Source organism: Hydrogenophaga sp. GW101-3F08, from assembly GCF_059424585.1.
In genome coordinates this window covers 73,501-92,540 of the sequence record NZ_JBWKZP010000012.1, presented here as the reverse complement: position 1 = coordinate 92,540, position 19,040 = coordinate 73,501, and the positions used below count along the sequence as shown (strand labels likewise).

Here is a 19,040-nt window from a genome sequence, read left to right as displayed (position 1 = left end):
TGGAACGGGCCTTGTCCGGCCCTCAAGCAGCATGAATCCTTCCACGTCTCCATCGGCCCGCGCATTCACCGTCGCCGACTTCGATTTCCAGCTTCCCGACGAACTCATCGCCCAGCACCCCGCCGCCGAACGCAGCGCTTCGCGCCTGCTCGACGGCACGGGAGCGCAACCGGTGGACCGCATCTTTCGCGAACTGCCGGGGCTGCTGCAGCCCGGCGACTTGCTGGTGTTCAACGACACACAGGTCGTGAAGGCCCGGCTGTTCGGCGAGAAGACCTCGGGGGGCAAGTTCGAGATCCTGATCGAGCGCGTGCTGCTGCCGCACGAGGCACTGGACGGCTCGGGGCAGGAGGTGGTGGCCCACATCCGCGTGAGCAAGAAGCCACAACCCGGTGGCCTGCTGCACCTGGCCGGTGGACTCAAGGGCGGCGGTTTTGACGCGGTGTTCCTGGGCCGTTGGCCCGACGAACAGGGACAGCTCTTCCGCCTGCGTCTGCAAGGCCCGGCCGGCGAAACGCCCTACGAGCTGATGGCGCGCCACGGCCACGTTCCGCTGCCGCCCTACATCACCCACGCGGACGACGCCGACGACGAGCGTCGCTACCAGACCGTGTTTGCCCGCGTGCCCGGCGCCGTGGCCGCGCCCACGGCCGCGCTGCACTTTGACGAAGGTGTATTGGCCGCGCTCGAAGCGCGCGGCGTGCGGCGCGCCAACGTGACGCTGCACGTGGGCGCGGGCACCTTCGCCCCCATGAAGACCGAGCGCATCGAAGAACACGTGATGCACCACGAGCGCTACGCGATCCCGCCCGAGACCCTGCGGGCCATCGCCGACTGCCGCGCGCGCGGCGGGCGCGTGGTGGCGGTGGGCACCACGACCGTGCGCACGCTGGAGAGCTGGGCGCGCTCGGGCGAGACCATGGGCGACACCAACATCTTCATCACCCCGGGTTTTCGGTTTCGGGTGGTGGACGTGCTGGTGACCAACTTCCACCTGCCCAAGAGCACGCTGATGATGCTGGTGAGCGCCTTCGCCGGCCACGAACACGTGATGGCGCTCTACCGCCACGCGGTGGCGCAGGGTTACCGCTTCTTCAGCTATGGCGACGCGATGCTGCTCCACAAGACACCGGTGCCTGGCCAGTCCACCCTGTAACATTTGCTGGCATTTTTCTCAGGCCGTAACGAGCCCACCCGGCACAATCGCCCCCCAACATCCCCAACCCGCACCGAGTGGCCACGTGATCGAAATCTTTCTCCGCCTGGGCCTGGCCCTGATCGTTTCGCTTGGACTGGCCGTGCTGCTGGCCTGGGGTTGGGACAGCTCGGAGCGCAGCGCGGCGGGCGACGAAACGATCCAGCTCAGCGCCGACACTCCCCTCGCGCCGCAGCGCTGAGCCGGCCGCCCGCGCGCCGGGCTCCATAGAATCGGCCGATGCACTCCCCAGGGCTCCCGGCCCATCCGCTTCCCCTCCACCCGCACGCCCCCGGCCCCACGCCAGCCCCGGGCGCAGGCAACGCATGGTGGCGGGTCGGCCTGTGGCGCACCCTGGCCGGGGTCGCCCTGGCCGGCCTGGGCCTGACACCCCCGGCCCAGGCCGCCCCCACACCGCTCTACACCCCGCAAGGCCAGTGCGCCGGCCACCCCGGCGTGGCGCTCACCGTGCCGGCGGGCTGGTGCGTGGGCCTGGTGGCCGACGCCCGCGACGGCCTGCGCATGCCGCGCCGCCTGCTGGAGGTGGCGCCGGGCCGGTTCTGGATCGTGGACATGGGCAGTTGGGAGCCGCGCCGGGGCCGGCTGCTCGAACTGCGCAGCGCCGGCCAGCCCGGCGAACCCGGGCGGCTGCGCACCCTGGCCAGCGGGCTGGACCGGCCGCACGCCCTGGTGCGCGGGCCCGACGGCAAGATCTACATTGGCGAGGCCGGCACCGTCTGGCGCACGCCCGTGGGCGAGACCGTGCAGCGCGAAGACCTGATCACCGGCCTGCCCGCCGACGGCGCCCACCCGCTCAAGGAGCTCGCGTTCGGCGCCGACGGCCGGCTCTATATCAATATGGGCTCCATCACCGACGCCTGCCGCGACGAGCAGCAGCGCCAACCCCACCCCTGCCCCGAAACCACGGGCGCGCAGCCCCGCGCGGCGGTGTACGAAGCGGTGCTGGGCGGCCCCGGCTTCACGCTGCGGTCGCTGCGGCCCTACGCCACGGGGTTGCGCAATTCGCTCGGGCTGGCCGTGGTGCCGGCCCGAGGGCGCCAGCCGGCGCGGCTCTGGCAGGCCGAGAACTCGGTGGACTACAGCGACGCCCAGGCCCCGGCCGAAGAGCTCAACGAACTGGTGGACGGTGCGCATTTCGGCTGGCCGTACTGCGTGAGCGACGCGCGGGCTCGCAGCGTGGTCGCCCGCGGCTACGAAGGCCGGGCGCGCTGCAGCGGCCCCACGCACCGCCCGCCGCACCAGGCCTGGCCCGCGCACGTGGCGCCGCTGCAGTTGCTGCTGGTGCCACCGGCGGGCGCCGGGCAGGCGGCGACGCCCTGGAGCGGGCGGCTGCTGGCGGTCTGGCACGGCTACCGCGCCCAGGGCCAGCGCATCGTGGCCTGGCGGCTGGGCGCCGACGGCCGGCCGCAGGGCCCGCGCGAAGACCTCGTCTCGGGCTGGTCGGCCGCGCCGGGCCTGCGCCCGCTGGGCAACCCGGCCGGCGCCACGGTGGACGCGCAGGGCCGCCTGTGGGTGGTGGAAGACCGCAACCACACCGTGCTGGTGGTGGCCCCGGTCCCGGCCGCGCGCTGACGGCACCCGTCGCGCCGGCGCGGCGCGACTGTTTCGGATTGAGACGGACACCGCGCGCCTTGACAAAGATCAATCCCGCGCCGGGTCCGGCTGCTAGCCTGAAAACATTCCCAGCAAACCCACGGAGAAATGCCCCATGAACCGCCTCTTGATCGCACTGACCACCGCGCTGCTCGCTGCCCAGGCCTGGGCCGCTCCCGGTGACGACCAAATCCTGAAACTCGCCACCAACGCGGGCTGCATGACCTGCCACCACATCGAACCCGGCGGCAAGGGCCCGAACGGCCTGCCCCCGATCGGCCCGGCCTGGCGCGAGGTCGCCGCCAAATACAAGAGCCAGAAAGGTGCGCAGCAGCAGCTGACCGCCACCGTGATGGCCGGCTCCAGCCCCTACGAGAGCCACTGGAAGGGCAAGGTCAGCGGCCTGGCCATGCCGCCCAACAAGGTGGTGGTGTCCGAGGTCGATGCCGCCAAGCTGGTGGCCTGGATCCTGAGTCTGGAGTGACCCCCCTGCGCCGCTGACGCGGCCTCCCCCCTGGGAGGGGGGACCACGCTGGCGGCCCGTCCTGAGCTTGTCGAAGGGCGGTTCCGCGGCGTGTGCTGAAACAGACACCGGCTTTCCCGCCTGAGCACTCGGCGACAATCGCCCCCATGCTCCAGTTCGACCTGCTCAAGACCGAAGGCCACGCGCGCCGTGGCCGCCTCACGCTCAACCACGGCGTGGTGGAAACCCCCATCTTCATGCCCGTGGGCACCTACGGCACGGTCAAGGGCGTCATGCCCTCCAGCCTGGAAGACATGGGCGCCCAGATCATCCTGGGCAACACCTTCCACCTCTGGATGCGGCCGGGCCGCGATGTCATGGCCAGCTTCGGCGGCCTGCACGCGTTCGAGCAGTGGCACAAGCCCATCCTCACCGACTCGGGCGGCTTCCAGGTCTGGTCGCTCGGCGCCATGCGCAAGATCACCGAAGAAGGCGTGCACTTCGCCTCGCCCGTGAACGGCGACAAGCTGTTCATGTCGCCCGAGGTCAGCATGCAGATCCAGACCGGGCTCAACAGCGACATCGTGATGCAACTCGACGAGTGCACGCCGTACGAGACCAACGGCCACCTCACCACCGAAGCCGAAGCCCGCAAGAGCATGGAGATGAGCCGGCGCTGGGCCGTGCGCTCCAAGGACGAATTCGCACGGCTGGAAAATCCCAACGCGCTGTTCGGCATCGTGCAGGGCGGCATGTTCGAGCACCTGCGCCAGGAGTCGCTGGAAGCGCTGGTCGAGATGGACTTCCCCGGCTACGCCATCGGCGGCGTGAGCGTGGGCGAGCCCAAGGAACAGATGCTGCAGATCATGGCGCACACGCCACACCGCCTGCCGGCACACAAGCCGCGCTACCTCATGGGCGTGGGCACGCCCGAGGACCTGGTGCAGGGCGTGGCCGACGGCGTGGACATGTTCGACTGCGTCATGCCCACGCGCAACGCGCGCAACGGCACGCTGTTCACCCGCTTCGGCGACCTGAAGATCCGCAACGCGCGCCACAAGACCGACCACCAGCCGCTGGACAGCACCTGCACCTGCTACGCCTGTGCCGGCAAGAGCGGCGTGAGCTGGGACGCCGGCGGGCGCGACGGTTTCAGCCGCGCCTACCTGCACCACCTGGACCGCTGCGGCGAAATGTTGAGCCCCATGCTCGCCACCGTGCACAACCTGCACTACTACCTGAACCTCATGCGCGAGGTGCGCGAAGCGCTGGACGCCGGGCGCTTCGAGGCCTTGCGCGCACAGTTCAAGGCCGATCGGGCGCGCGGCGTCTGAGACCTGCGGTGACGAGGATGCTCGCCGCCATTGCGCGCCTGCTGGCCGCTGCGTCCAGCGGGTTGATCGTGGCCGGCTGCGCCACCCAGGTGGACTTCGCGCCCGAACCCGGCCAACCCGCCTTGCGTGTACAGCAGCGCCTGCTGCTCACACCGAGCAACGGTGGCTTGCGCATCACCCCCGAAGACCTGCGCCCGGGCGACATCGTGCTCAGTTCGACCCACAGCGTGGTGTCCATGGGTGTGCGCCTGATCACGCTGGCGCCCGTGAGCCACGCCGCGCTCTACCTGGGCGATGGCACCTTCGTCGAGGCGGTCGGTGCGGGCGTGCGCACACGCAGCACGCAGGAATACATGGACGGCGAATCCACCATCGTGGCCTTCCGCCACCCGGGCATTGCCGAGCCCCAGGTGGACGCGCTCAACGCGTTCTCCCGCCTGCACGTGGGCAAGAAATACAACACCGCCGGCATCGTGCTGCAGGCGCCGTTCAGCATCGGGCGGCAGTACTGCGAGTTGCCGTTGATCCCCGGCCTGGTGCGGGATTTCTGCATCCGCGGACTGGCCGCCGTGCAGCTCGGCGCCCTCAAGAACGACCGCTTCTTCTGCTCGCAGTTCGTGCTCGAAGCCTACCGCCACGCCCAGCTGCCACTCACCACCGCCGACCCCAGGCTCATCAGCCCGGCCGACCTGCTGCACATGCGCGAAGGCGATGTGCCCTCGGTGCGCACCGAGCAGGCACTGTTGTATGTCGGACACCTCAAGTCCGGGCCGGTAGCGGCGGAGGCCGAGGTCGCATCCCAGCAACCGGACTGAACCCGGCGCCGGGCCACCCCAAGCCGGATTCACACCCCCTTGGGAGGCAGCGACCTGCGCAGCGGCGGAGCGTGGGAGGTCAATTCCCGACGTGCATCGTGAACACCGCACCGGTGTTCAAACGACAAGTCCCCGAGCCCAACGTGGCCGAGTTCATCGTGTACTGGCAGCTCAGGTAGCTCCCTCGGTTGCCAGCGCCGTTGGCCACGCCATCGCGTGACGAACCGGCCTTGCGCGTGGCCTCGCCCGTGAACGTTTCACCGTTGATGGAGGTGTTGAAACTACCGCGTCCGTGCAGATCGTTCGTCACCGTGGCGTTGACGACGCCGTAAGCGCTGGCCAGATCGTTGGCCGGGTAGAGGCGGGCCGGAAAGGTCAGGGGCAGCGCGGGCGCAGCGACCACTGCGGCATGGGGCGGCGGCACCGCCTGCCCGGTGCGTGGGTCGATCGGCACGACATAACAACCCGCCAATGTGGCGACCGTGGCGGCCAAGCCCAACACAGCCACCCCGCGACGGGTGAGACGAGCAGCAGAAAAGACATCCATAGGGATCCTCAAGGCCCAAGCACATGCTTGTGTCGCGATCCTCGCCAGCGTCGACAAAGAAGTATCGATTTCCGGACAAAGGATCAATACGTTAAACCTTGAGTCGATCCGAACGGTACTTTGAGCCTGGAAACGGGGGTGGCAGTCGGCCTCGAGACCATGCGCCGTCGCGTTTTCCGCCTAGAGTTCGGCCATGACTCAGCCCGCCGTGCCCCGCCACATCCTGCCCGTGCTGGTGACCGCGCAGTTCGCCGGCACGTCCCTCTGGTTCGCGGTCAACGCAGTCATGCCCGACCTGCAGCGCGAGCTGGGCTGGCCGGCCCGTGCGGTGGGGCCGCTCACGTCGTCGCTGCAGTTCGGCTTCATCGTCGGCACCCTGGTCTTTGCACTGCTCGCCATCGCCGACCGCTTCGCGCCGCGGCGGGTGTTCCTGTTCTGCGCGCTCGCGGGCGCGGCCTGCACCGTGGGCGCGTGGGCCATGGTCACGCGCTACGAAGCCTTGCTGGTCTGGCGATTCCTCACCGGTGTGTTTCTCGCCGGCATCTACCCGGTGGGCATGAAGATCGCGGCGCAGTGGTACACGAAGGGCCTGGGTGGGGCGCTCGGCCTGCTGATCGGCGCGCTGGTGCTCGGCTCGGCCAGCGCCCACGCGCTGCGCGCCCTGAGCGGCTCCCTGCCCTGGCCCACGCTCATGCTCGGCGTGGCCGCGCTCGCGGCGGCGGGCGGCTTACTGCTGTTCTTCGGCACCGGCGACCCGCCGCACGCGCATGCCCGCGTGACCACGTTGCAGTGGCGCGCGCTCGGCGCGCTCTGGACGGACGGCCGCGTGCGCGCCTCGGTACTCGGTTACTTCGGCCACATGTGGGAGCTCTACACCATGTGGGTCATGGTGCCGCTGGTGCTGGCCACCCGGCTGCAGGGTGCCGATCTGTCGTGGGCCGCGTTCTGGGTGCTGGGCGCGGGCGCCATCGGCTGCGCCGGCGGCGGCTGGGTGGCGCAGCGCTGGGGCAGCGCGCGCGTGGCGTCGGCTCAACTCGCCACCAGCGGGCTCTGTTGCCTGGCCACGCCCTTCGTGATCGACGCGGGCGCGCCGGTGTTCTATGGCTGGCTGCTGCTCTGGGGCACCACGGTCTCAGGCGACTCGCCGCAGTTCTCCACGCTGACCGCACGCAACGCGCCGCCGCAGGCCGTGGGCAGCGTGCTCACGCTCACCAACAGCATCGGTTTCGGCATCTCTATCGTGAGCATCCTTCTGTTCGTCTCGCTGTCGCAGACGGTGAGCCTGGGCGCGCTGCTGCCCTGGCTGGCGCTCGGCCCGGCGCTGGGCCTGTGGGCCATGTGGCGGCTGGTGCGCGAGGAGCGACAAGAAGTAACAGCCTTCCGGTAAAGTCCGGCCACCAACAACCACCCTGGAGGATTCCCATGCCCGCTCCCGCCTACGCCGCTCAACGCCCCACCGGCGCCTTCATCGGTGCCTCATGGGCCGCCCTGATGGTCGGCGCCCTGGTCTACCTCATGGGTCTGTGGAACGCCGAGATGCAGCTGAACGAAAAGGGCTACTACTTCACGCTGCTGATGTACGGCCTGTTCTCCGCCGTGTCGCTGCAGAAGTCGGTGCGTGACCGCATCGAAGGCATCCCTGTCACCGGCATCTACTACGGCCTGTGCTGGGTGTCGCTGTTGCTGGCGGTGTTGCTGCTCACCATCGGTCTGTGGAACGCCACGCTCTCGGCCAGCGAAAAAGGCTTCTACGCCATGTCCTTCCTGCTGTCGCTGTTTGGCGCGGTCGCGGTACAGAAGAACATCCGCGACGTGGCCCAGTTCAACCGCGCCCATCCCGAGTTCGACAACGCCGCGGCCGAGTAAATCGACCTCGCCGCCGCGCTGCCCTCAGGCGGCAGCGGCGCCCTCGGGTTCCTGCGGCGGCAAGCCTGCCGCGGTTTTCGCCGGCTCAGCCACCGGCTCCTTCGCCGACGCCCCACACGAGAAGCAGTAGCGCGCAAACGCGTTCTTGCGCGTGCTGCAGTGCCCGCAGTGGTCGAACAGGCACAGGCCGCAGTGCGGGCAGAAGTCGGTCTTGCCATCCTTCATGTCCACCGTGCGCTCGCAGCCGGGGCAGACGTTCTTGGTCATGCGCGCCTGCGCCTGGTCGTAGTCCATCTCGCGCTGGCGGGTCTGGGCCGGTTGCGCCTCGGCCTGCTTCTGCCGCTCCAGGTAGCGCTGCAGCGCCTGGATCGCGTAGCGCCCACCGATCACCGTGAGCACGATGCCGACGATGTAGCGCACATAGCCGCCGTAGCTCGGCAGGTAGGGCACCAGCTCCACGAAGAACGCGAAGAGCGCGAAGAAGATGAAGCCCCAGACGAAGGGCCACGACGAGCCCTTGCGGTGCTTCTTGAACAGATAACCCGCGAGCACCAGCAGCGGCAGCGTGAGCGCCAGCCGGTAGCCGAACACCCGCAGCTCCTGCGCGCGCTGCGCGTCCACATACGCGTCGCGGGCCTGGTCTTGCAGGTCTCGCAACTCGGCCTGGGCGCGCTCCTGCGTCTGGTGCGCGTCCAGCGCGGCCTGTTGCTGCCGCTCCACCGCCGAGAACGCCGTGCGCTCGGCCTGCCGCAGGCCGTCGAGCTCGCGGGTGCGCTGCAGCAATTCCTCGTCCTGCTCCGCGCGTTGCGTCACTTGGCGCGTGGCCAGCCAGTTGTCAAAGGTTTCGCGGGCGGCTCGGTTGTTGGCACGTGCCGTCTGCAGCTTGAGCTGCGCCTGCTCCAGCTCGGCCTGCGCTTCTTCGGCCGCGCGCTCGGCCGTCTTGATGGATTCCTTGAGCGCCGGCGTGCGCTGCGGGTCCATGAAGTCTTCCAGCGACTGGCGCTGCTCCACCCGCGGCAGGTCGCCCACGATGGTGCTGCCCAACCCGGTGAGGAACCACGCAAACAGAAACGCCACCAGCCACAGGCCGCGGTGGAACCACTTTTCGGACAGACGCAGGGTCTTGCTCATGTTGTTTCCCTCAGAAGCTGTTGGTTGGGGGCCATTGTGAACCCGCTCACAGCGCAATCCGCTGCGGCGCCGAGCCCAGGCCGGTGCGCGCCAGCCAGTCGAGCACCGAGTCCACCGTCACCGTCTCGATGCGGTCGGAGAAGCGCTTGCTGTTCGGGTGGTCGTCGAAGCGGATGTGCGCCGAGCTGGCGCTCGCGCCCAGCCGCGTGAGCGCGCCCAGGCGCAGCGTGCTCGGCTGGTAGCCCTTGAAGCCCAGCCAGGCCTGCGCCTGCGCGCGGGTCGTGAGGCCCGGCTCGGCGGCCATGGCCAATGTTTCCAGCGCCCACTGGTTGGACTGCTGGTAGCGCGTGCCCCAGGCGTAGGCCACCATGTTGTAGTCGCGCTGATGCAGGCGGATGCTGCGCGCCGGGTCGGTCAGCAGCGCGAGCAGCGGCGCCTGCAGCGCCGGCGCGGGCACGGACCACACCGCCTCGTGCCGCCAGAGGTCGTCCAGAAAAAACTCGCCCAGACCCTGGCGGTAGATCGATCCGGTGCCGGTGCCGCACTGGTTGAGTTTGTGCAACACGCGCCACGGCCCCTCGGCCGTCTTGTAGGCCCAGCCCAGGTGCGAGTAGCGCAACTGGTACTTGCCCAGGTCCTGCCCCGCGCGGCCCAGCACCACCACGCGCGCGCCGCTGCGGGCGAACTCCGCGTCCAGCGCCTGCGCCGTCTGCTGAGCGAGCGCCAGGCCCTGCGTCAGCGTCTGCGGCGTCAGCGGCCGCTGCTCACACGAGCGGCCGGCGTGCGCGGCGGGCGCCATCAGCAGCGCGGTGGCCAGGGTCAGCGCTGTGGGGATCGCTTGAAACGTCTTGTTCATGGTGCCCCCTTTCTTAATATGTGATGCGTTCGTTGTGGAGAAGAGCGCGCCCCAGCTCGTTCGGAATGAAACACAACACCTCACCCGCCGCCGAGAGCAGCACGCCGGCGCCGATCACGCTCACCGCCACCGCTGTGCCCACGCTGGCCGCCACGCCCGAAGCGGCGCGTCCGCTCAGCTCCACACTGGCCTGCGCGCCGTCGGACGCCCGCTCCAGCACGATCACCGTGCCGCGGGCCGACACCTCGACCGCCTTCACCACCAGCACCGCGCCACTCACCGTGAGCGCCACCGGCAGCGCGCTCACCGCCACCGCGCCCACGGCGGCACTGCCCGCCACACCGACCACCGACGCCACCGGCAGGGCAGAAAGCACCAGCGAAGCCTCGCTCTGCGCCCGCGCCGGGCCGGCGGCCAGAGCCAGCGCGAGGCCTGCGGCCAGCAGGGTGTTTTTCAAAAAAATACGTGTCATGTCATCGCTCCTGAAAAAGGGGGAAAGCATTGCGTCGCCAGAGAACGGCCATCTCCGTTCGCCCTGAGCCAGTCGAAGGGCTCGAAAGACGCGGGTTGGCGAGATCGGTTGAAACAGAAGAGAGGTCGCGTCAGGCCGCAGGAGCAGCCGAGCGTTCGGCCAACGCCTGCTGGCGACCCATCACATGCGCCTCGGCCAGGTCCGCCTCGTGGCGGTCGCGCAGCGTCTTGGCCAGCGTGAAGGCCGAGGTCACGAGGTACAGCCAGCTCACGCCCAGGTAGGCCTTGTAGGTCTCGTCGATCTGCATGCGCAGCAGGCCCCAGAGCGTGAGCGCCATCGCCACCCCGAAACCGCCCCAGACCACGAAGCGCCACATCGGCGTCTCGACCTCACCCGTGAGACGGGCCTTCTGCGTGTCACGCACCGCCTTGGACAACACGAACACCGTGGACAGACAGAACACATAACCCATCACCATGAACGCGCGGTCCAGCGCCTGCCCCGGCAGGTAGGCCAACCCAGTGGCGCAGAGAAACACCGCGAGACCGAACGACACCCACACCTGGAGCTGCCAGGCGCGCGTGTCACGCATCACGATGAGGGGGGAACGGGTGCTTGCCATGTGAAACCTCGGGGAGGTTGTTGAACATGGCGCGGATGGTGTGGCGGACGGGTACTGCCAAAGCCATCTTTGTCTACCGGAATCAAAAAATCGCTCTTTGAGACTCGATATTCGGTACTTTTCCCCATCGCCCTTCCTGAACCGGCTGGTCAATGGGAAACGCTAAAAAAACGGAAGCCACACCGTATCCACCAAGCCTCCATTTTTTTCAATTACACGAAAAAACATATGATAAATAGCGACAAACCAACATACTATAGATAGAATTTCATGCAAATGGACGAAACCTGCACCCTCCAACTTCATGCCAACGGCGCCTGGCACGACGTGGCCAGCGTGCGCCTGCACGGCCCGGAGAACGAAGGCTGGAAGGCCAAGACCTACTCGGGCTATGCGGTCGAGTGGGCGTTTGAGCACTCGGGCGCGATCGACGCGCACGCCCTGTGCGCCCAATGGCCGGTGGGCCTGGAACCCATGCAGGTGGCGCACTGGCCGGTGTTCCTGATCGACATGCTGCCGCAGGGCTTTGGCCGACAAGAACTGCTGCGACGCATCGGCCAGTCGGCCACCGCTGGCACCGTGGCCGACTGGAAACTGCTGCTGGCCGGGGCCGGCAACCCCATCGGCCATCTGCGCGCCAAGGAAGCGGCCGAGTGGCTGGGCGCCAACGCCGGCGCCGTGCGCGGCTTCACCGACGACGAAGTGGCGCAGCGCGGTGATGAGTTTTCCGAGTACCTGGCCTCACACGGCCTGTTTGTGGCGGGTTCGTCTGGCGTGCAGGGCGAGTGGCCCAAGGTGTTGCTCACAAGGGCCGACGACGGGCTGCTGTACCTGGACCACACGCTGCCCGACGAGCGTGCGGTGCAGCATTTCATCGTCAAGTTCGGGCGCGGTACCGACCCGCAGCTGGCCAGCATCCTGCTGCACGAAGCGCCCTACATGGGCATCGCCCAACAACTGGGCCTGCGCGTGCACGCGCCCCTGGTGCTGCGCGAGCGCGCGCTGTTCATCCCCCGGTTTGACCGCCAGACAGATCGACGGAACCACACCGGCACCGTGACCCGCCTGGCGCAAGAAAGCATCGCCACCCTCACGGGCATGCCCGGCTTCGAGGCCGTGCCCAGCCACGACCAGGTCTGCCTGGAGCTGATGCGGCATTGCACCGACCCACAAAGCGAGGTGCTGGAATACCTGAAACGCGATGTCGCCAACCTCGCCCTGGGCAACAAAGACAACCACGCCCGCAACACCGCCGTGCAGCGCGACTTCAACGGCCGCATCGCCCTCACCCCGCTGTACGACTTTGCCCCCATGGTCTTGCACCCGGACGGCATCGCGCGGCGCATCCGCTGGAAAGACAACGACGGCGGCCAGCCCGACTGGGGCCGCGTGCTCGACCGCATCGGCGAGCTGAGCGCGCAGGTGCAGAAAGAGCGCCGCAAAAAAGGCCCCGACCCGGTGCAACGCGCACCCCTGGTTGAGGGCCTGAAAGCCATGGCGCCCGCGCTGGCGCGCATCGCCACCGAGGGCGACACCATGGGCCTGGAACCCGAGCTGCTCCAGCTCCTGCGCCCCGGCATCGCAGCCCGCGCGCAAGAACTCGCCGCACTGGCCTGAACACCATGGACAAGCGCTACAACACCCTCAGCATCGCGCAGCAACTGGACCTGCGCCAACAGGCCGTGGAAGACGTGCTCGCGCACCCGGAATGGTCATTGCCGCAAGCCGTGCGGCACCTGAAGAAAACGATGCGCCTGACCACCGCCGAAATGGCCAAGCTCTCCGGCGTCGCCTACCGGACCATGCAAGACATCGAGCAAGAGCGCAGCGAAGGCAGCGTGCAGACCATGAACCGCATCTTCGGCATGCTGGGGCTCAAGCTGGGTGTGGCGCGCGTGGTGCGGGAGGTGGGTTCTTTTGATCAGGGCAGGGAAGAGGGCTGAAATTTGCGCACTGGTCTTGCATCGGACTGGATTTCACCTGCAGCGTTCGCGTTCCCCTGGGCGCAGACACGCAATGGTTCATCTCGCGCCTTCGGGTCAGTGGTAGTCGTCTTCGCGCTGATGCCGCACCGCGCCAATCAAGGCACCCACCAGTACCGCACCGCATGAAAAAACACCGGGGCGGCGAAGATCACGGAGTCGGTGCGGTCGAGCATGCCGCCGTGGCCTTCGATCATGCTGCCCCAGTCTTTCACGCCACGGTCGCGCTTGATGGCGGACATGACCAGGCCACCGAAGAACCCCATGAGGCAGATCAGCAGCGCCATGCCGGCGGCCTGCAGCGGTGAAAAGGGCGTGATGCCGTGCAGGGCCGCACCCAGCAGGGTGGCGCTGGCGACGCCGCCGATGAGGCCTTCCCAGGTCTTGGAGGGCGACAGCACAGGCGCCACCTTGTGTTTGCCCAGCAGCTTGCCCCAGATGTACTGCAGCACGTCGCTGCCCTGCACCACGATCACCAGGAAGGCGATGAGCAGCATGTTCTTGCCTTCGAAACCGGTCACGGGCAGCGTGAGCAGGGCCGGCACATGGCTAATGCAGAAGACGCTGACCATCAGCCCCCATTGCACTTTGGAGGCTCGCTCCAGGAAGCGCTGGGTGTCGCCGCCCGTGGCCGCCAGGATGGGCAGCAGCAGGAAGGCGTAGACCGGGATGAAGATGGAATACATGCCATACCACTCGGTCCACACCAGGAAGTACTGCATGGGCAGGGCCACATAGAAGGCTGCGGCCATGGCGGTGTGGTCGCCGCGCCGGGTGTAGGCCAGGCTCAGGAATTCGCGCAGAGCGTGGAACGAGATCAGGAAGAACAGCGCGACCACCCCGTTCTTGCCAAACAGGAAGGCGACGCCAATGGCGCCCACCATGACCCACCAGGCGTTGATGCGCGAAGTCAGGTTGTCGATGACGGCGTGCGGTGCGCCGTGGGCCACGCGCCACTTGAGCACGGCGGCGATGCTGGAGGCCAGCACGAGCACGCCCGTGACACCGACGAACAACCAGCCCGTGGGGGTGAAGAGCGCCAAGAAGGTGTCTGCGTTCATGCACCGCTCCCGGGTGTCTGGGTTTCGCGGCTCGCGGGCTCTGAGGGTGGCGCCGGGGGCGCGGGGTCGGCCTCGCGGTCGTATTCGGGTCGCAGATCCAGCAGGGCCTGGCGCGCGCGCTGCAGGAACTGCTGTTTGTCTTCCTGGGGAATCAGGGCCAGCGGCTCTCCGAAGCGCACGCTGCAGGCCAGCGGCACGGGCAGCAGGGCGCCCTTGGGCAGCACGCGTTTCAGGTTTTCGATCCACACCGGCACGAAGCGCACATGGCCGAACGACCGAGCGAGGTGGTAGATGCCGCTCTTGAGCGGCAGCAGCACCGTTTCGCCGGTGTTGCGCGTGCCTTCGGGAAAGATGATGAGCGAGTCGCCGGCGGTGAGCGCCGCGCCCATCTGCGCCAGCGGGTCGCCGCTGCCGGGGCCGCCCGTGGCGTCGCGCCGGATCATGAGGGCGTTGAACACGTCGCGGCCGATGAAGCGGCGCAGTGCCGACTTGTCCCAGTAGTCCTCACCGGCCACGGGGCGGGTGAGCGTGCGCAGATCGGGCGGCAGCGCGGCCCACAGCAGCACGAAGTCGCCGTGGCTGGTGTGGTTGGCGAAGTACACGGTCTGGTTGGCCGTGGGGCCCGTGCGGCTCCACAGCGAGCGCAGGCCGGTGATCAGGCTCGCCCCGGTGACGATGGCCCGCCGGGCCAGCGCGGCCAGCAACCGGCGTAGCGACGAACCCTCAGGCTCCATGGGTGGGAGGGGCTGCGGGCGCGTGGAGGGAGAAGGGTCTGGGTTCACAACAAACCTAAAAAAACAGGGACGCCAGCGCTGCGGCGGTTTGCAGCAGCACGAGAGCCAGATGCCGCTGGAGAAGGTTGCGGGTACCGCGCAAGCGGTCGCTCCACGGGCGCTCGGGCAAGGCGCTTTGGCGCAACCCGAGGTGGGCCAATGAGGCGTCCAGCGCGTGCGGGCTGGGCATGTCCCCACGGCCCAGCTGGTGAAACAGGCGCTCGTCCAGCACCAGGCGAAAAGCGAAGTACCGCTCCATCAGACCACACAGCAGCACCACGCCCCACAGCCCGGCCGCCGCCCAAGAAGCGGGTGGCCAGGCCACGCCCACCACCACGGCCAGCAGGCTCAAGCCCAGCGACCACGTGCCCAGGGTGCGCAGGCTGGCGCGCAACAGGGCCGAGAGCGCCAGCGCGTCGGCGCGTTCCTGTTCGCCCATCGCCTGCGGGCTCTGTTGCGGGCTCACCAGCTGTCTCCACCAGCGGCCGGCGAAGCCAGTTGCTTCAAGGCCCCCAGCCAACCCGGCCCCAGCACCAGTTGGGGCCGCGCCTGGCGCGTGCGGGCTTCGGCCTGTGCCAGATCGGGCGCCTCCTTGTGCAGCAACTGCCAAGCCACCACCGCCGCGGCGCTGCGCGAGAACCCGAGCGCGCAACACACCCACACCGGCCCGCCCTGGCGGGCGCCGCGCTGCGCCTGCACCAGGTGCGCCGCGCGCCGCAGGCGGGCCGGGCTCGGCACCACCAGGTCCAGCAGGGGCAGGCAGCGGCTCACTGGCCGGGCAGCGGCGTGCAGCGGCAGTTCCGCGCACAGGCTCACCAGCGCCGGCTGCCCGGCGGCCAGCCATTCGGCGTGGCGCGGGCGCCGCCCCAGCCAGACGCCGGGCACCACCTCCACCCGGGGCGGCAGATTGCGCGTCCAGGCCCAGGCGTTGAGGGCAGCGCCCCACCTGTACGGCGCCAGCAGCCAGCGCGCCGACCAGTGCATGCGGCCCGAGCAGTCCATGCGGAACCCGCGCGCGCCAAAGCCCAGGTAGTTCAAAGCGACCACGGCCAGCGATGCGGCCGGCCAGGCCAGCCAGAGCCCTAAACCGCCCCACCAGAGCGCCAATGCCAACAGACCGACACCGCCCGCGAAGTACAGCGCAGCCAGCTTCAGCCGCTGCGGTTCGCGGCTCAGCCGCCATGCCGCAGGCAACGCCACTTCGCGCTCCAGCGGCCACAGCCACACGCACAACAAGCCGAGCAAGGCGCCGGTGGGGATGTCGATGAAGTGGTGCTGGTAGGTGGTGAGCACCGAGGCGCAGATGGCGAAGGTCCAGACGTGCAGCAGCGCGCGCTGCCAGGCGCTGCGCATCAGCGGGCGGTACCAGTCCCACAGGATCACGGCCAGCGCGATGTGCAGCGAGGGGGCCTGGTTGAAGGGCTGGTCAAAGCCGCGCAGGGCGGCAAACAGGAAGCCGGCGGCGCCGTGGGCCTCGGGCTGCCCGAAGCTGAAATGCAGCGGCCACACCACAAAGCAGGCCACGGCGACGAACTGCGCCGTGAGCAGGCGGGCCGCGTGGCGGTCGATGCGGTGCTTGCTGCGGCTCAGGAACAGCGACAGGCCGTAGAAGGCGTTGATCGACCAGTAGGGGAAGACCGTCCAGTCCCAGAACGGGATGTGCCGCTCCCAGTCGAACACCACCGTGGGTACCTGCCCGGCGGCCCAACGCTGCACCGCCCACCAGTTGGCCAGACCATAGGTCAGGTAGAACAGCGGCGCCAGCAGGGCCAGCCAGGCGGCGGAGCGCCGCCATGGCCAGGCTGCGGGCAGGCCGTTGGTCACAGGACGGTCCGGCGCAGTCACTGGACTACCCTCCGGGCTGCGCACTGCGGGGCTGAGCGCCTTCGGAGCGGCCGGGCGGCGCTCATGCCGCCTCGCGCACCGCCAGGGACACCGTGAAGATGCCCCACCCGTCGATGCGCTGCGTGATTTTCCGGAAGCCCGCCGCGGCCACGAGCTGGTCCATCTCCGCCTGCGTGCGGCGGCGCATCACCCAGGCCTGGCCCTGACGGTGGCTGGTGAGCGCGCGCGCGATCATCTCCAGCTGTGGGTGCCAGGGCTGACCGGTGTAGACCAAATAGCCGCCCGGCTCCACCGCGTCGGCCACACCGGCCAGCGAACGGGCGACCATGGCGTTGTCGGGGAACAGCTCGTACAAGCCCGAGACCGTGGCCAGCGTGGGGCGCGGCGTGGCGCTGGCCACCTGGGCGCGATCGAAGGCGTCGGCCTTTTCAAAACGGGCGGTGGACTGCAGGCCACGTTGAGCGATCAGCGCCTGGCCGTCGCGCACGTTGATGTCGCTGTAGTCGCGCAGCAGCACCGAGGCCACCGGCACCGGGCTGCTGGCCACGGCATCGAGCACGTAGCGCCCGTGGCCGGCGGCGATGTCCATCAGCCGCACCTCGCGCCCGGCGTCGGCCAGGCGTTGCATGGCCTCGCGCAGCAGCTCTTCGACGTGCAGCTTGCGCTGGCGGATGCCGCGCCAGCCGATGGAGTCCAGGTACGCGCGGTCGATCAGGCTGCCCACCAGCGGCGCGCCCTTGGCCTGGTTGCGGTACACGTAGTCCAGCGTGCTGCCGGAGTCGAAGCCGGTTTCGTGACCCAGGCGCACGCCGTCGGACAGCAGGCCCCCGAGCTGGAGCCCGGCCCGCGTGCCGGCCCAGTACAGGCCGCGCGGCGACAGGGGCGAGAGCGGTTCGGCAAGCGCGCGCGCCTCGTCGGCCGTGGCGCCGCGCTGGTCGGCTTGCAGCAGGTTGACCGGGGCGGCCGGGGTGTCGAACTGCCTGAGCAGAAAGCCCCGAAGGGCCTGCAGGGCGCTGGCGCGGTCGCGCTCACCCAGGGTGTCGTGAAAGAAGCCCGGCAGCTCCAGTTTCTCTTTCACCGCGCTGCCCAGGCGCTCGAAGAACCGGTGTTGCGGCGGGTGGTGCACCACCCAGTCGGCGCCCGAGATGAGCAGCTGAGTGGGCACCACGATGGCCTGGGCGTCGGCCACCACGCGCTCGGCCGCGGTGTACAGATCGAGCAGGATGTTGACCGCGATCGGGCGCGAGATCAGCGGGTCGGCCTCGTAGCTGGCGATGCGTTCGGGATCGTGGGTGAGGAACTTCGCCTTCACGTAGCTGTTGACGAAGAACAGCCCGCGCAGCTTGTGCATCAGCGCCAGGCCGGCGCGCGCGAACGGCACGTACAACTTCACCTTGAAGGCGGGCGAGGCCAGCGTCATGCCACGGATGGCGGGGGCGTAATCGTGCGCCCAGGTGGACACCAGCACCGCGCCCACGCTTTGCGCGATGACGTATTGATCGGTCACGGCCACGCCGTGCTCGGCAGCGATGTGATCGACGAAGGTCTGCACGTCGCGCACCGAGGTGGCGAAGCTCGGGCTGTGGCCGCGCTGGCCCGGCGAGCGGCCGTGGCCGCGTGCGTCCCAGGCGAAGAAATCGAATTCGGGCAGGTTCAGCTCGTCGACCAGGTGCGCCATGCGCGCCCCGTGCTCGTGCCCCCGGTGGAACAGGACCACCGCGCCACGCCGCTGTGCCGCCGTGGCCGGCCAGTGCCGGTAGAACAGCGAGACCCCGTCGTGGGTGGAGAAGTGGCGCTCTTGCGCCGGTCGCGTGGTGTTCATGAACTCCCTTTTGTTGTGGATGGCAAAGATGCAGCGGCGCGCTCGGCCAAAGCCGAACGAACGCGGCGCGCGGTGGTGACAGCAATGAGAAAAGCCAGCGACGGCATCAGCAGCGCCGTCCAGCCCGGTATGGGCAAGCCCAGCGCCAGCACCAGGCCCAGCGCGCCAAACACGAAGGCCCGGTCGCTCTTGCCCATGGGTCCGTCGTAGCGGCGGCTGGCCCCCACGGTGGGGCCCAGCGCGCCCGCGAACTCGGACAGCCCGGCCAGCACGATCACCAGCCCGACCCAGAAGGGGTGGCCCGGCAGCACCAGCGCAAACGGCAGGTACAGCGCGGCGTCGGACACCACGTCGGTGAGCTCGTTGAGGAACGCTCCCAGCGGCGTCTGCTGCCCGTGCTCGCGCGCCAGCATGCCGTCCACCGCGTTGAACGCCATGCGCACAAACATCCACAGCGGAACGAGCGCAAAGGCCCGCGGCGATGGCGCCAGGAAGAACAAACCCAGCCCGAGCGCGACCGAGATCACACAGGCCAGCACCGTGACCTGGTTGGCCGTCACACCCCAGGCGTGCAGACGCACCACGCCCGGGCGCAGCAGGTTCTGAAACGCGGGTTTCAATTGATAGATCGACACACGGACC

21 protein-coding genes are annotated in these 19,040 nt (G+C 68.9%); 10 read left to right on the top strand and 11 right to left on the bottom strand.

What is annotated here, in order from left to right:
- The first annotated feature begins 31 nt into the window (after positions 1 to 31).
- The 6 genes from queA (at position 32) to AC07YZ_RS23010 (ending at position 5,421) form a co-directional block, all read left to right on the top strand.
- On the top strand, positions 32 to 1,156 hold the full coding sequence (queA, locus tag AC07YZ_RS23035; protein WP_494796509.1) for a tRNA preQ1(34) S-adenosylmethionine ribosyltransferase-isomerase QueA: 1,125 nt from the start codon (positions 32 to 34) through the stop codon (positions 1,154 to 1,156).
- 85 nt (positions 1,157 to 1,241) lie between these two features.
- Entirely contained in the window at positions 1,242 to 1,397 is a 156-nt protein-coding gene (locus AC07YZ_RS23030) for a hypothetical protein (RefSeq protein WP_494796508.1), read from the top strand.
- A gap of 38 nt (positions 1,398 to 1,435) precedes the next feature.
- A complete protein-coding gene (locus AC07YZ_RS23025; RefSeq protein WP_494796507.1) occupies positions 1,436 to 2,788 on the top strand; it encodes a PQQ-dependent sugar dehydrogenase in 1,353 nt (450 codons plus the stop codon).
- 136 nt (positions 2,789 to 2,924) lie between these two features.
- Entirely contained in the window at positions 2,925 to 3,293 is a 369-nt protein-coding gene (locus AC07YZ_RS23020; protein WP_494796506.1) for a c-type cytochrome, read from the top strand.
- A gap of 146 nt (positions 3,294 to 3,439) precedes the next feature.
- The gene (gene tgt, locus AC07YZ_RS23015) at positions 3,440 to 4,606 is read left to right on the top strand and encodes a tRNA guanosine(34) transglycosylase Tgt (RefSeq protein ID WP_494796505.1); all 1,167 of its coding nucleotides are present in this window, start codon (positions 3,440 to 3,442) and stop codon (positions 4,604 to 4,606) included.
- A 17-nt stretch (positions 4,607 to 4,623) separates the two neighbouring features.
- Entirely contained in the window at positions 4,624 to 5,421 is a 798-nt protein-coding gene (locus tag AC07YZ_RS23010; RefSeq protein WP_494796504.1) for a C40 family peptidase, read from the top strand.
- Positions 5,422 to 5,500: 79 nt separating this feature from the next.
- Here the strand turns inward: AC07YZ_RS23010 and AC07YZ_RS23005 are convergent, their stop codons facing one another.
- A complete protein-coding gene (locus tag AC07YZ_RS23005; RefSeq protein ID WP_494796538.1) occupies positions 5,501 to 5,923 on the bottom strand; it encodes a hypothetical protein in 423 nt (140 codons plus the stop codon).
- A gap of 238 nt (positions 5,924 to 6,161) precedes the next feature.
- Here AC07YZ_RS23005 and AC07YZ_RS23000 point away from each other — a divergent pair, with 238 nt between their 5' ends.
- Together AC07YZ_RS23000 and yiaA are read left to right on the top strand one after the other, a co-directional pair.
- Positions 6,162 to 7,355, top strand: a complete 1,194-nt coding sequence (locus AC07YZ_RS23000; protein ID WP_494796503.1) for an MFS transporter — start codon at positions 6,162 to 6,164, stop codon at positions 7,353 to 7,355.
- A gap of 35 nt (positions 7,356 to 7,390) precedes the next feature.
- Complete coding sequence (yiaA, locus tag AC07YZ_RS22995; protein ID WP_494796502.1) at positions 7,391 to 7,834, top strand: inner membrane protein YiaA; 444 nt, start codon at positions 7,391 to 7,393, stop codon at positions 7,832 to 7,834.
- 24 nt (positions 7,835 to 7,858) lie between these two features.
- On the opposite strand, the gene AC07YZ_RS22990 is transcribed toward yiaA, so the two are convergent.
- From AC07YZ_RS22990 to AC07YZ_RS22975, 4 genes are all read right to left on the bottom strand, one after another.
- Positions 7,859 to 8,965, bottom strand: coding sequence for a serine endopeptidase (locus AC07YZ_RS22990; RefSeq protein WP_494796501.1), 1,107 nt, complete (start codon positions 8,963 to 8,965; stop codon positions 7,859 to 7,861).
- Between the two features lie 46 nt (positions 8,966 to 9,011).
- A complete protein-coding gene (locus AC07YZ_RS22985; protein ID WP_494796500.1) occupies positions 9,012 to 9,821 on the bottom strand; it encodes a DUF2145 domain-containing protein in 810 nt (269 codons plus the stop codon).
- Between the two features lie 13 nt (positions 9,822 to 9,834).
- Entirely contained in the window at positions 9,835 to 10,293 is a 459-nt protein-coding gene (locus AC07YZ_RS22980) for a hypothetical protein (protein WP_494796499.1), read from the bottom strand.
- A 130-nt stretch (positions 10,294 to 10,423) separates the two neighbouring features.
- Positions 10,424 to 10,915, bottom strand: a complete 492-nt coding sequence (locus tag AC07YZ_RS22975) for a YiaA/YiaB family inner membrane protein (RefSeq protein WP_494796498.1) — start codon at positions 10,913 to 10,915, stop codon at positions 10,424 to 10,426.
- Between the two features lie 276 nt (positions 10,916 to 11,191).
- Here AC07YZ_RS22975 and AC07YZ_RS22970 point away from each other — a divergent pair, with 276 nt between their 5' ends.
- Together AC07YZ_RS22970 and AC07YZ_RS22965 are read left to right on the top strand one after the other, a co-directional pair.
- Complete coding sequence (locus AC07YZ_RS22970) at positions 11,192 to 12,532, top strand: type II toxin-antitoxin system HipA family toxin (RefSeq protein ID WP_494796537.1); 1,341 nt, start codon at positions 11,192 to 11,194, stop codon at positions 12,530 to 12,532.
- A 5-nt stretch (positions 12,533 to 12,537) separates the two neighbouring features.
- A complete protein-coding gene (locus tag AC07YZ_RS22965) occupies positions 12,538 to 12,858 on the top strand; it encodes a helix-turn-helix domain-containing protein (RefSeq protein WP_494796497.1) in 321 nt (106 codons plus the stop codon).
- A 137-nt stretch (positions 12,859 to 12,995) separates the two neighbouring features.
- On the opposite strand, the gene AC07YZ_RS22960 is transcribed toward AC07YZ_RS22965, so the two are convergent.
- The 6 genes from AC07YZ_RS22960 to AC07YZ_RS22935 all read right to left on the bottom strand — a co-directional run bounded on the left by AC07YZ_RS22960 (position 12,996) and on the right by AC07YZ_RS22935 (position 19,033).
- Positions 12,996 to 13,958: a phosphatidate cytidylyltransferase gene (locus tag AC07YZ_RS22960; RefSeq protein WP_494796496.1), complete on the bottom strand. Its 963-nt coding sequence runs from the start codon at positions 13,956 to 13,958 to the stop codon at positions 12,996 to 12,998.
- Entirely contained in the window at positions 13,955 to 14,692 is a 738-nt protein-coding gene (locus AC07YZ_RS22955) for a lysophospholipid acyltransferase family protein (protein ID WP_494796495.1), read from the bottom strand. The genes AC07YZ_RS22960 and AC07YZ_RS22955 overlap by 4 nt, the downstream gene beginning before the upstream one ends.
- A 55-nt stretch (positions 14,693 to 14,747) precedes the next feature.
- The gene (locus tag AC07YZ_RS22950; RefSeq protein WP_494796494.1) at positions 14,748 to 15,197 is read right to left on the bottom strand and encodes a hypothetical protein; all 450 of its coding nucleotides are present in this window, start codon (positions 15,195 to 15,197) and stop codon (positions 14,748 to 14,750) included.
- Complete coding sequence (locus AC07YZ_RS22945; RefSeq protein WP_494796493.1) at positions 15,194 to 16,555, bottom strand: phosphatase PAP2/dual specificity phosphatase family protein; 1,362 nt, start codon at positions 16,553 to 16,555, stop codon at positions 15,194 to 15,196. Before AC07YZ_RS22945 ends, AC07YZ_RS22950 begins: the two co-directional genes overlap by 4 nt.
- An 82-nt stretch (positions 16,556 to 16,637) precedes the next feature.
- On the bottom strand, positions 16,638 to 18,398 hold the full coding sequence (locus AC07YZ_RS22940; RefSeq protein WP_494796492.1) for a bifunctional alpha/beta hydrolase/class I SAM-dependent methyltransferase: 1,761 nt from the start codon (positions 18,396 to 18,398) through the stop codon (positions 16,638 to 16,640).
- On the bottom strand, positions 18,395 to 19,033 hold the full coding sequence (locus tag AC07YZ_RS22935) for a CDP-alcohol phosphatidyltransferase family protein (protein ID WP_494796491.1): 639 nt from the start codon (positions 19,031 to 19,033) through the stop codon (positions 18,395 to 18,397). The genes AC07YZ_RS22940 and AC07YZ_RS22935 overlap by 4 nt, the downstream gene beginning before the upstream one ends.
- Positions 19,034 to 19,040 lie beyond the last annotated feature (7 nt).

Excerpts from the sequence above, each read along its gene's own strand:
- queA (WP_494796509.1), top strand. The coding sequence starts at position 32 with ATGAATCCTTCCACGTCTCCATCGGCCCGCGCATTCACCGTCGCCGAC.
- AC07YZ_RS23025 (WP_494796507.1), top strand. The coding sequence starts at position 1,436 with ATGCACTCCCCAGGGCTCCCGGCCCATCCGCTTCCCCTCCACCCGCAC.
- AC07YZ_RS23020 (WP_494796506.1), top strand. The coding sequence starts at position 2,925 with ATGAACCGCCTCTTGATCGCACTGACCACCGCGCTGCTCGCTGCCCAG.
- tgt (WP_494796505.1), top strand. The coding sequence starts at position 3,440 with ATGCTCCAGTTCGACCTGCTCAAGACCGAAGGCCACGCGCGCCGTGGC.
- AC07YZ_RS23010 (WP_494796504.1), top strand. The coding sequence starts at position 4,624 with ATGCTCGCCGCCATTGCGCGCCTGCTGGCCGCTGCGTCCAGCGGGTTG.
- AC07YZ_RS23000 (WP_494796503.1), top strand. The coding sequence starts at position 6,162 with ATGACTCAGCCCGCCGTGCCCCGCCACATCCTGCCCGTGCTGGTGACC.
- yiaA (WP_494796502.1), top strand. The coding sequence starts at position 7,391 with ATGCCCGCTCCCGCCTACGCCGCTCAACGCCCCACCGGCGCCTTCATC.
- AC07YZ_RS22990 (WP_494796501.1), bottom strand. The coding sequence starts at position 8,965 with ATGAGCAAGACCCTGCGTCTGTCCGAAAAGTGGTTCCACCGCGGCCTG.
- AC07YZ_RS22985 (WP_494796500.1), bottom strand. The coding sequence starts at position 9,821 with ATGAACAAGACGTTTCAAGCGATCCCCACAGCGCTGACCCTGGCCACC.
- AC07YZ_RS22980 (WP_494796499.1), bottom strand. The coding sequence starts at position 10,293 with ATGACACGTATTTTTTTGAAAAACACCCTGCTGGCCGCAGGCCTCGCG.
- AC07YZ_RS22975 (WP_494796498.1), bottom strand. The coding sequence starts at position 10,915 with ATGGCAAGCACCCGTTCCCCCCTCATCGTGATGCGTGACACGCGCGCC.
- AC07YZ_RS22970 (WP_494796537.1), top strand. The coding sequence starts at position 11,192 with ATGGACGAAACCTGCACCCTCCAACTTCATGCCAACGGCGCCTGGCAC.
- AC07YZ_RS22965 (WP_494796497.1), top strand. The coding sequence starts at position 12,538 with ATGGACAAGCGCTACAACACCCTCAGCATCGCGCAGCAACTGGACCTG.
- AC07YZ_RS22960 (WP_494796496.1), bottom strand. The coding sequence starts at position 13,958 with ATGAACGCAGACACCTTCTTGGCGCTCTTCACCCCCACGGGCTGGTTG.
- AC07YZ_RS22955 (WP_494796495.1), bottom strand. The coding sequence starts at position 14,692 with ATGGAGCCTGAGGGTTCGTCGCTACGCCGGTTGCTGGCCGCGCTGGCC.
- AC07YZ_RS22940 (WP_494796492.1), bottom strand. The coding sequence starts at position 18,398 with ATGAACACCACGCGACCGGCGCAAGAGCGCCACTTCTCCACCCACGAC.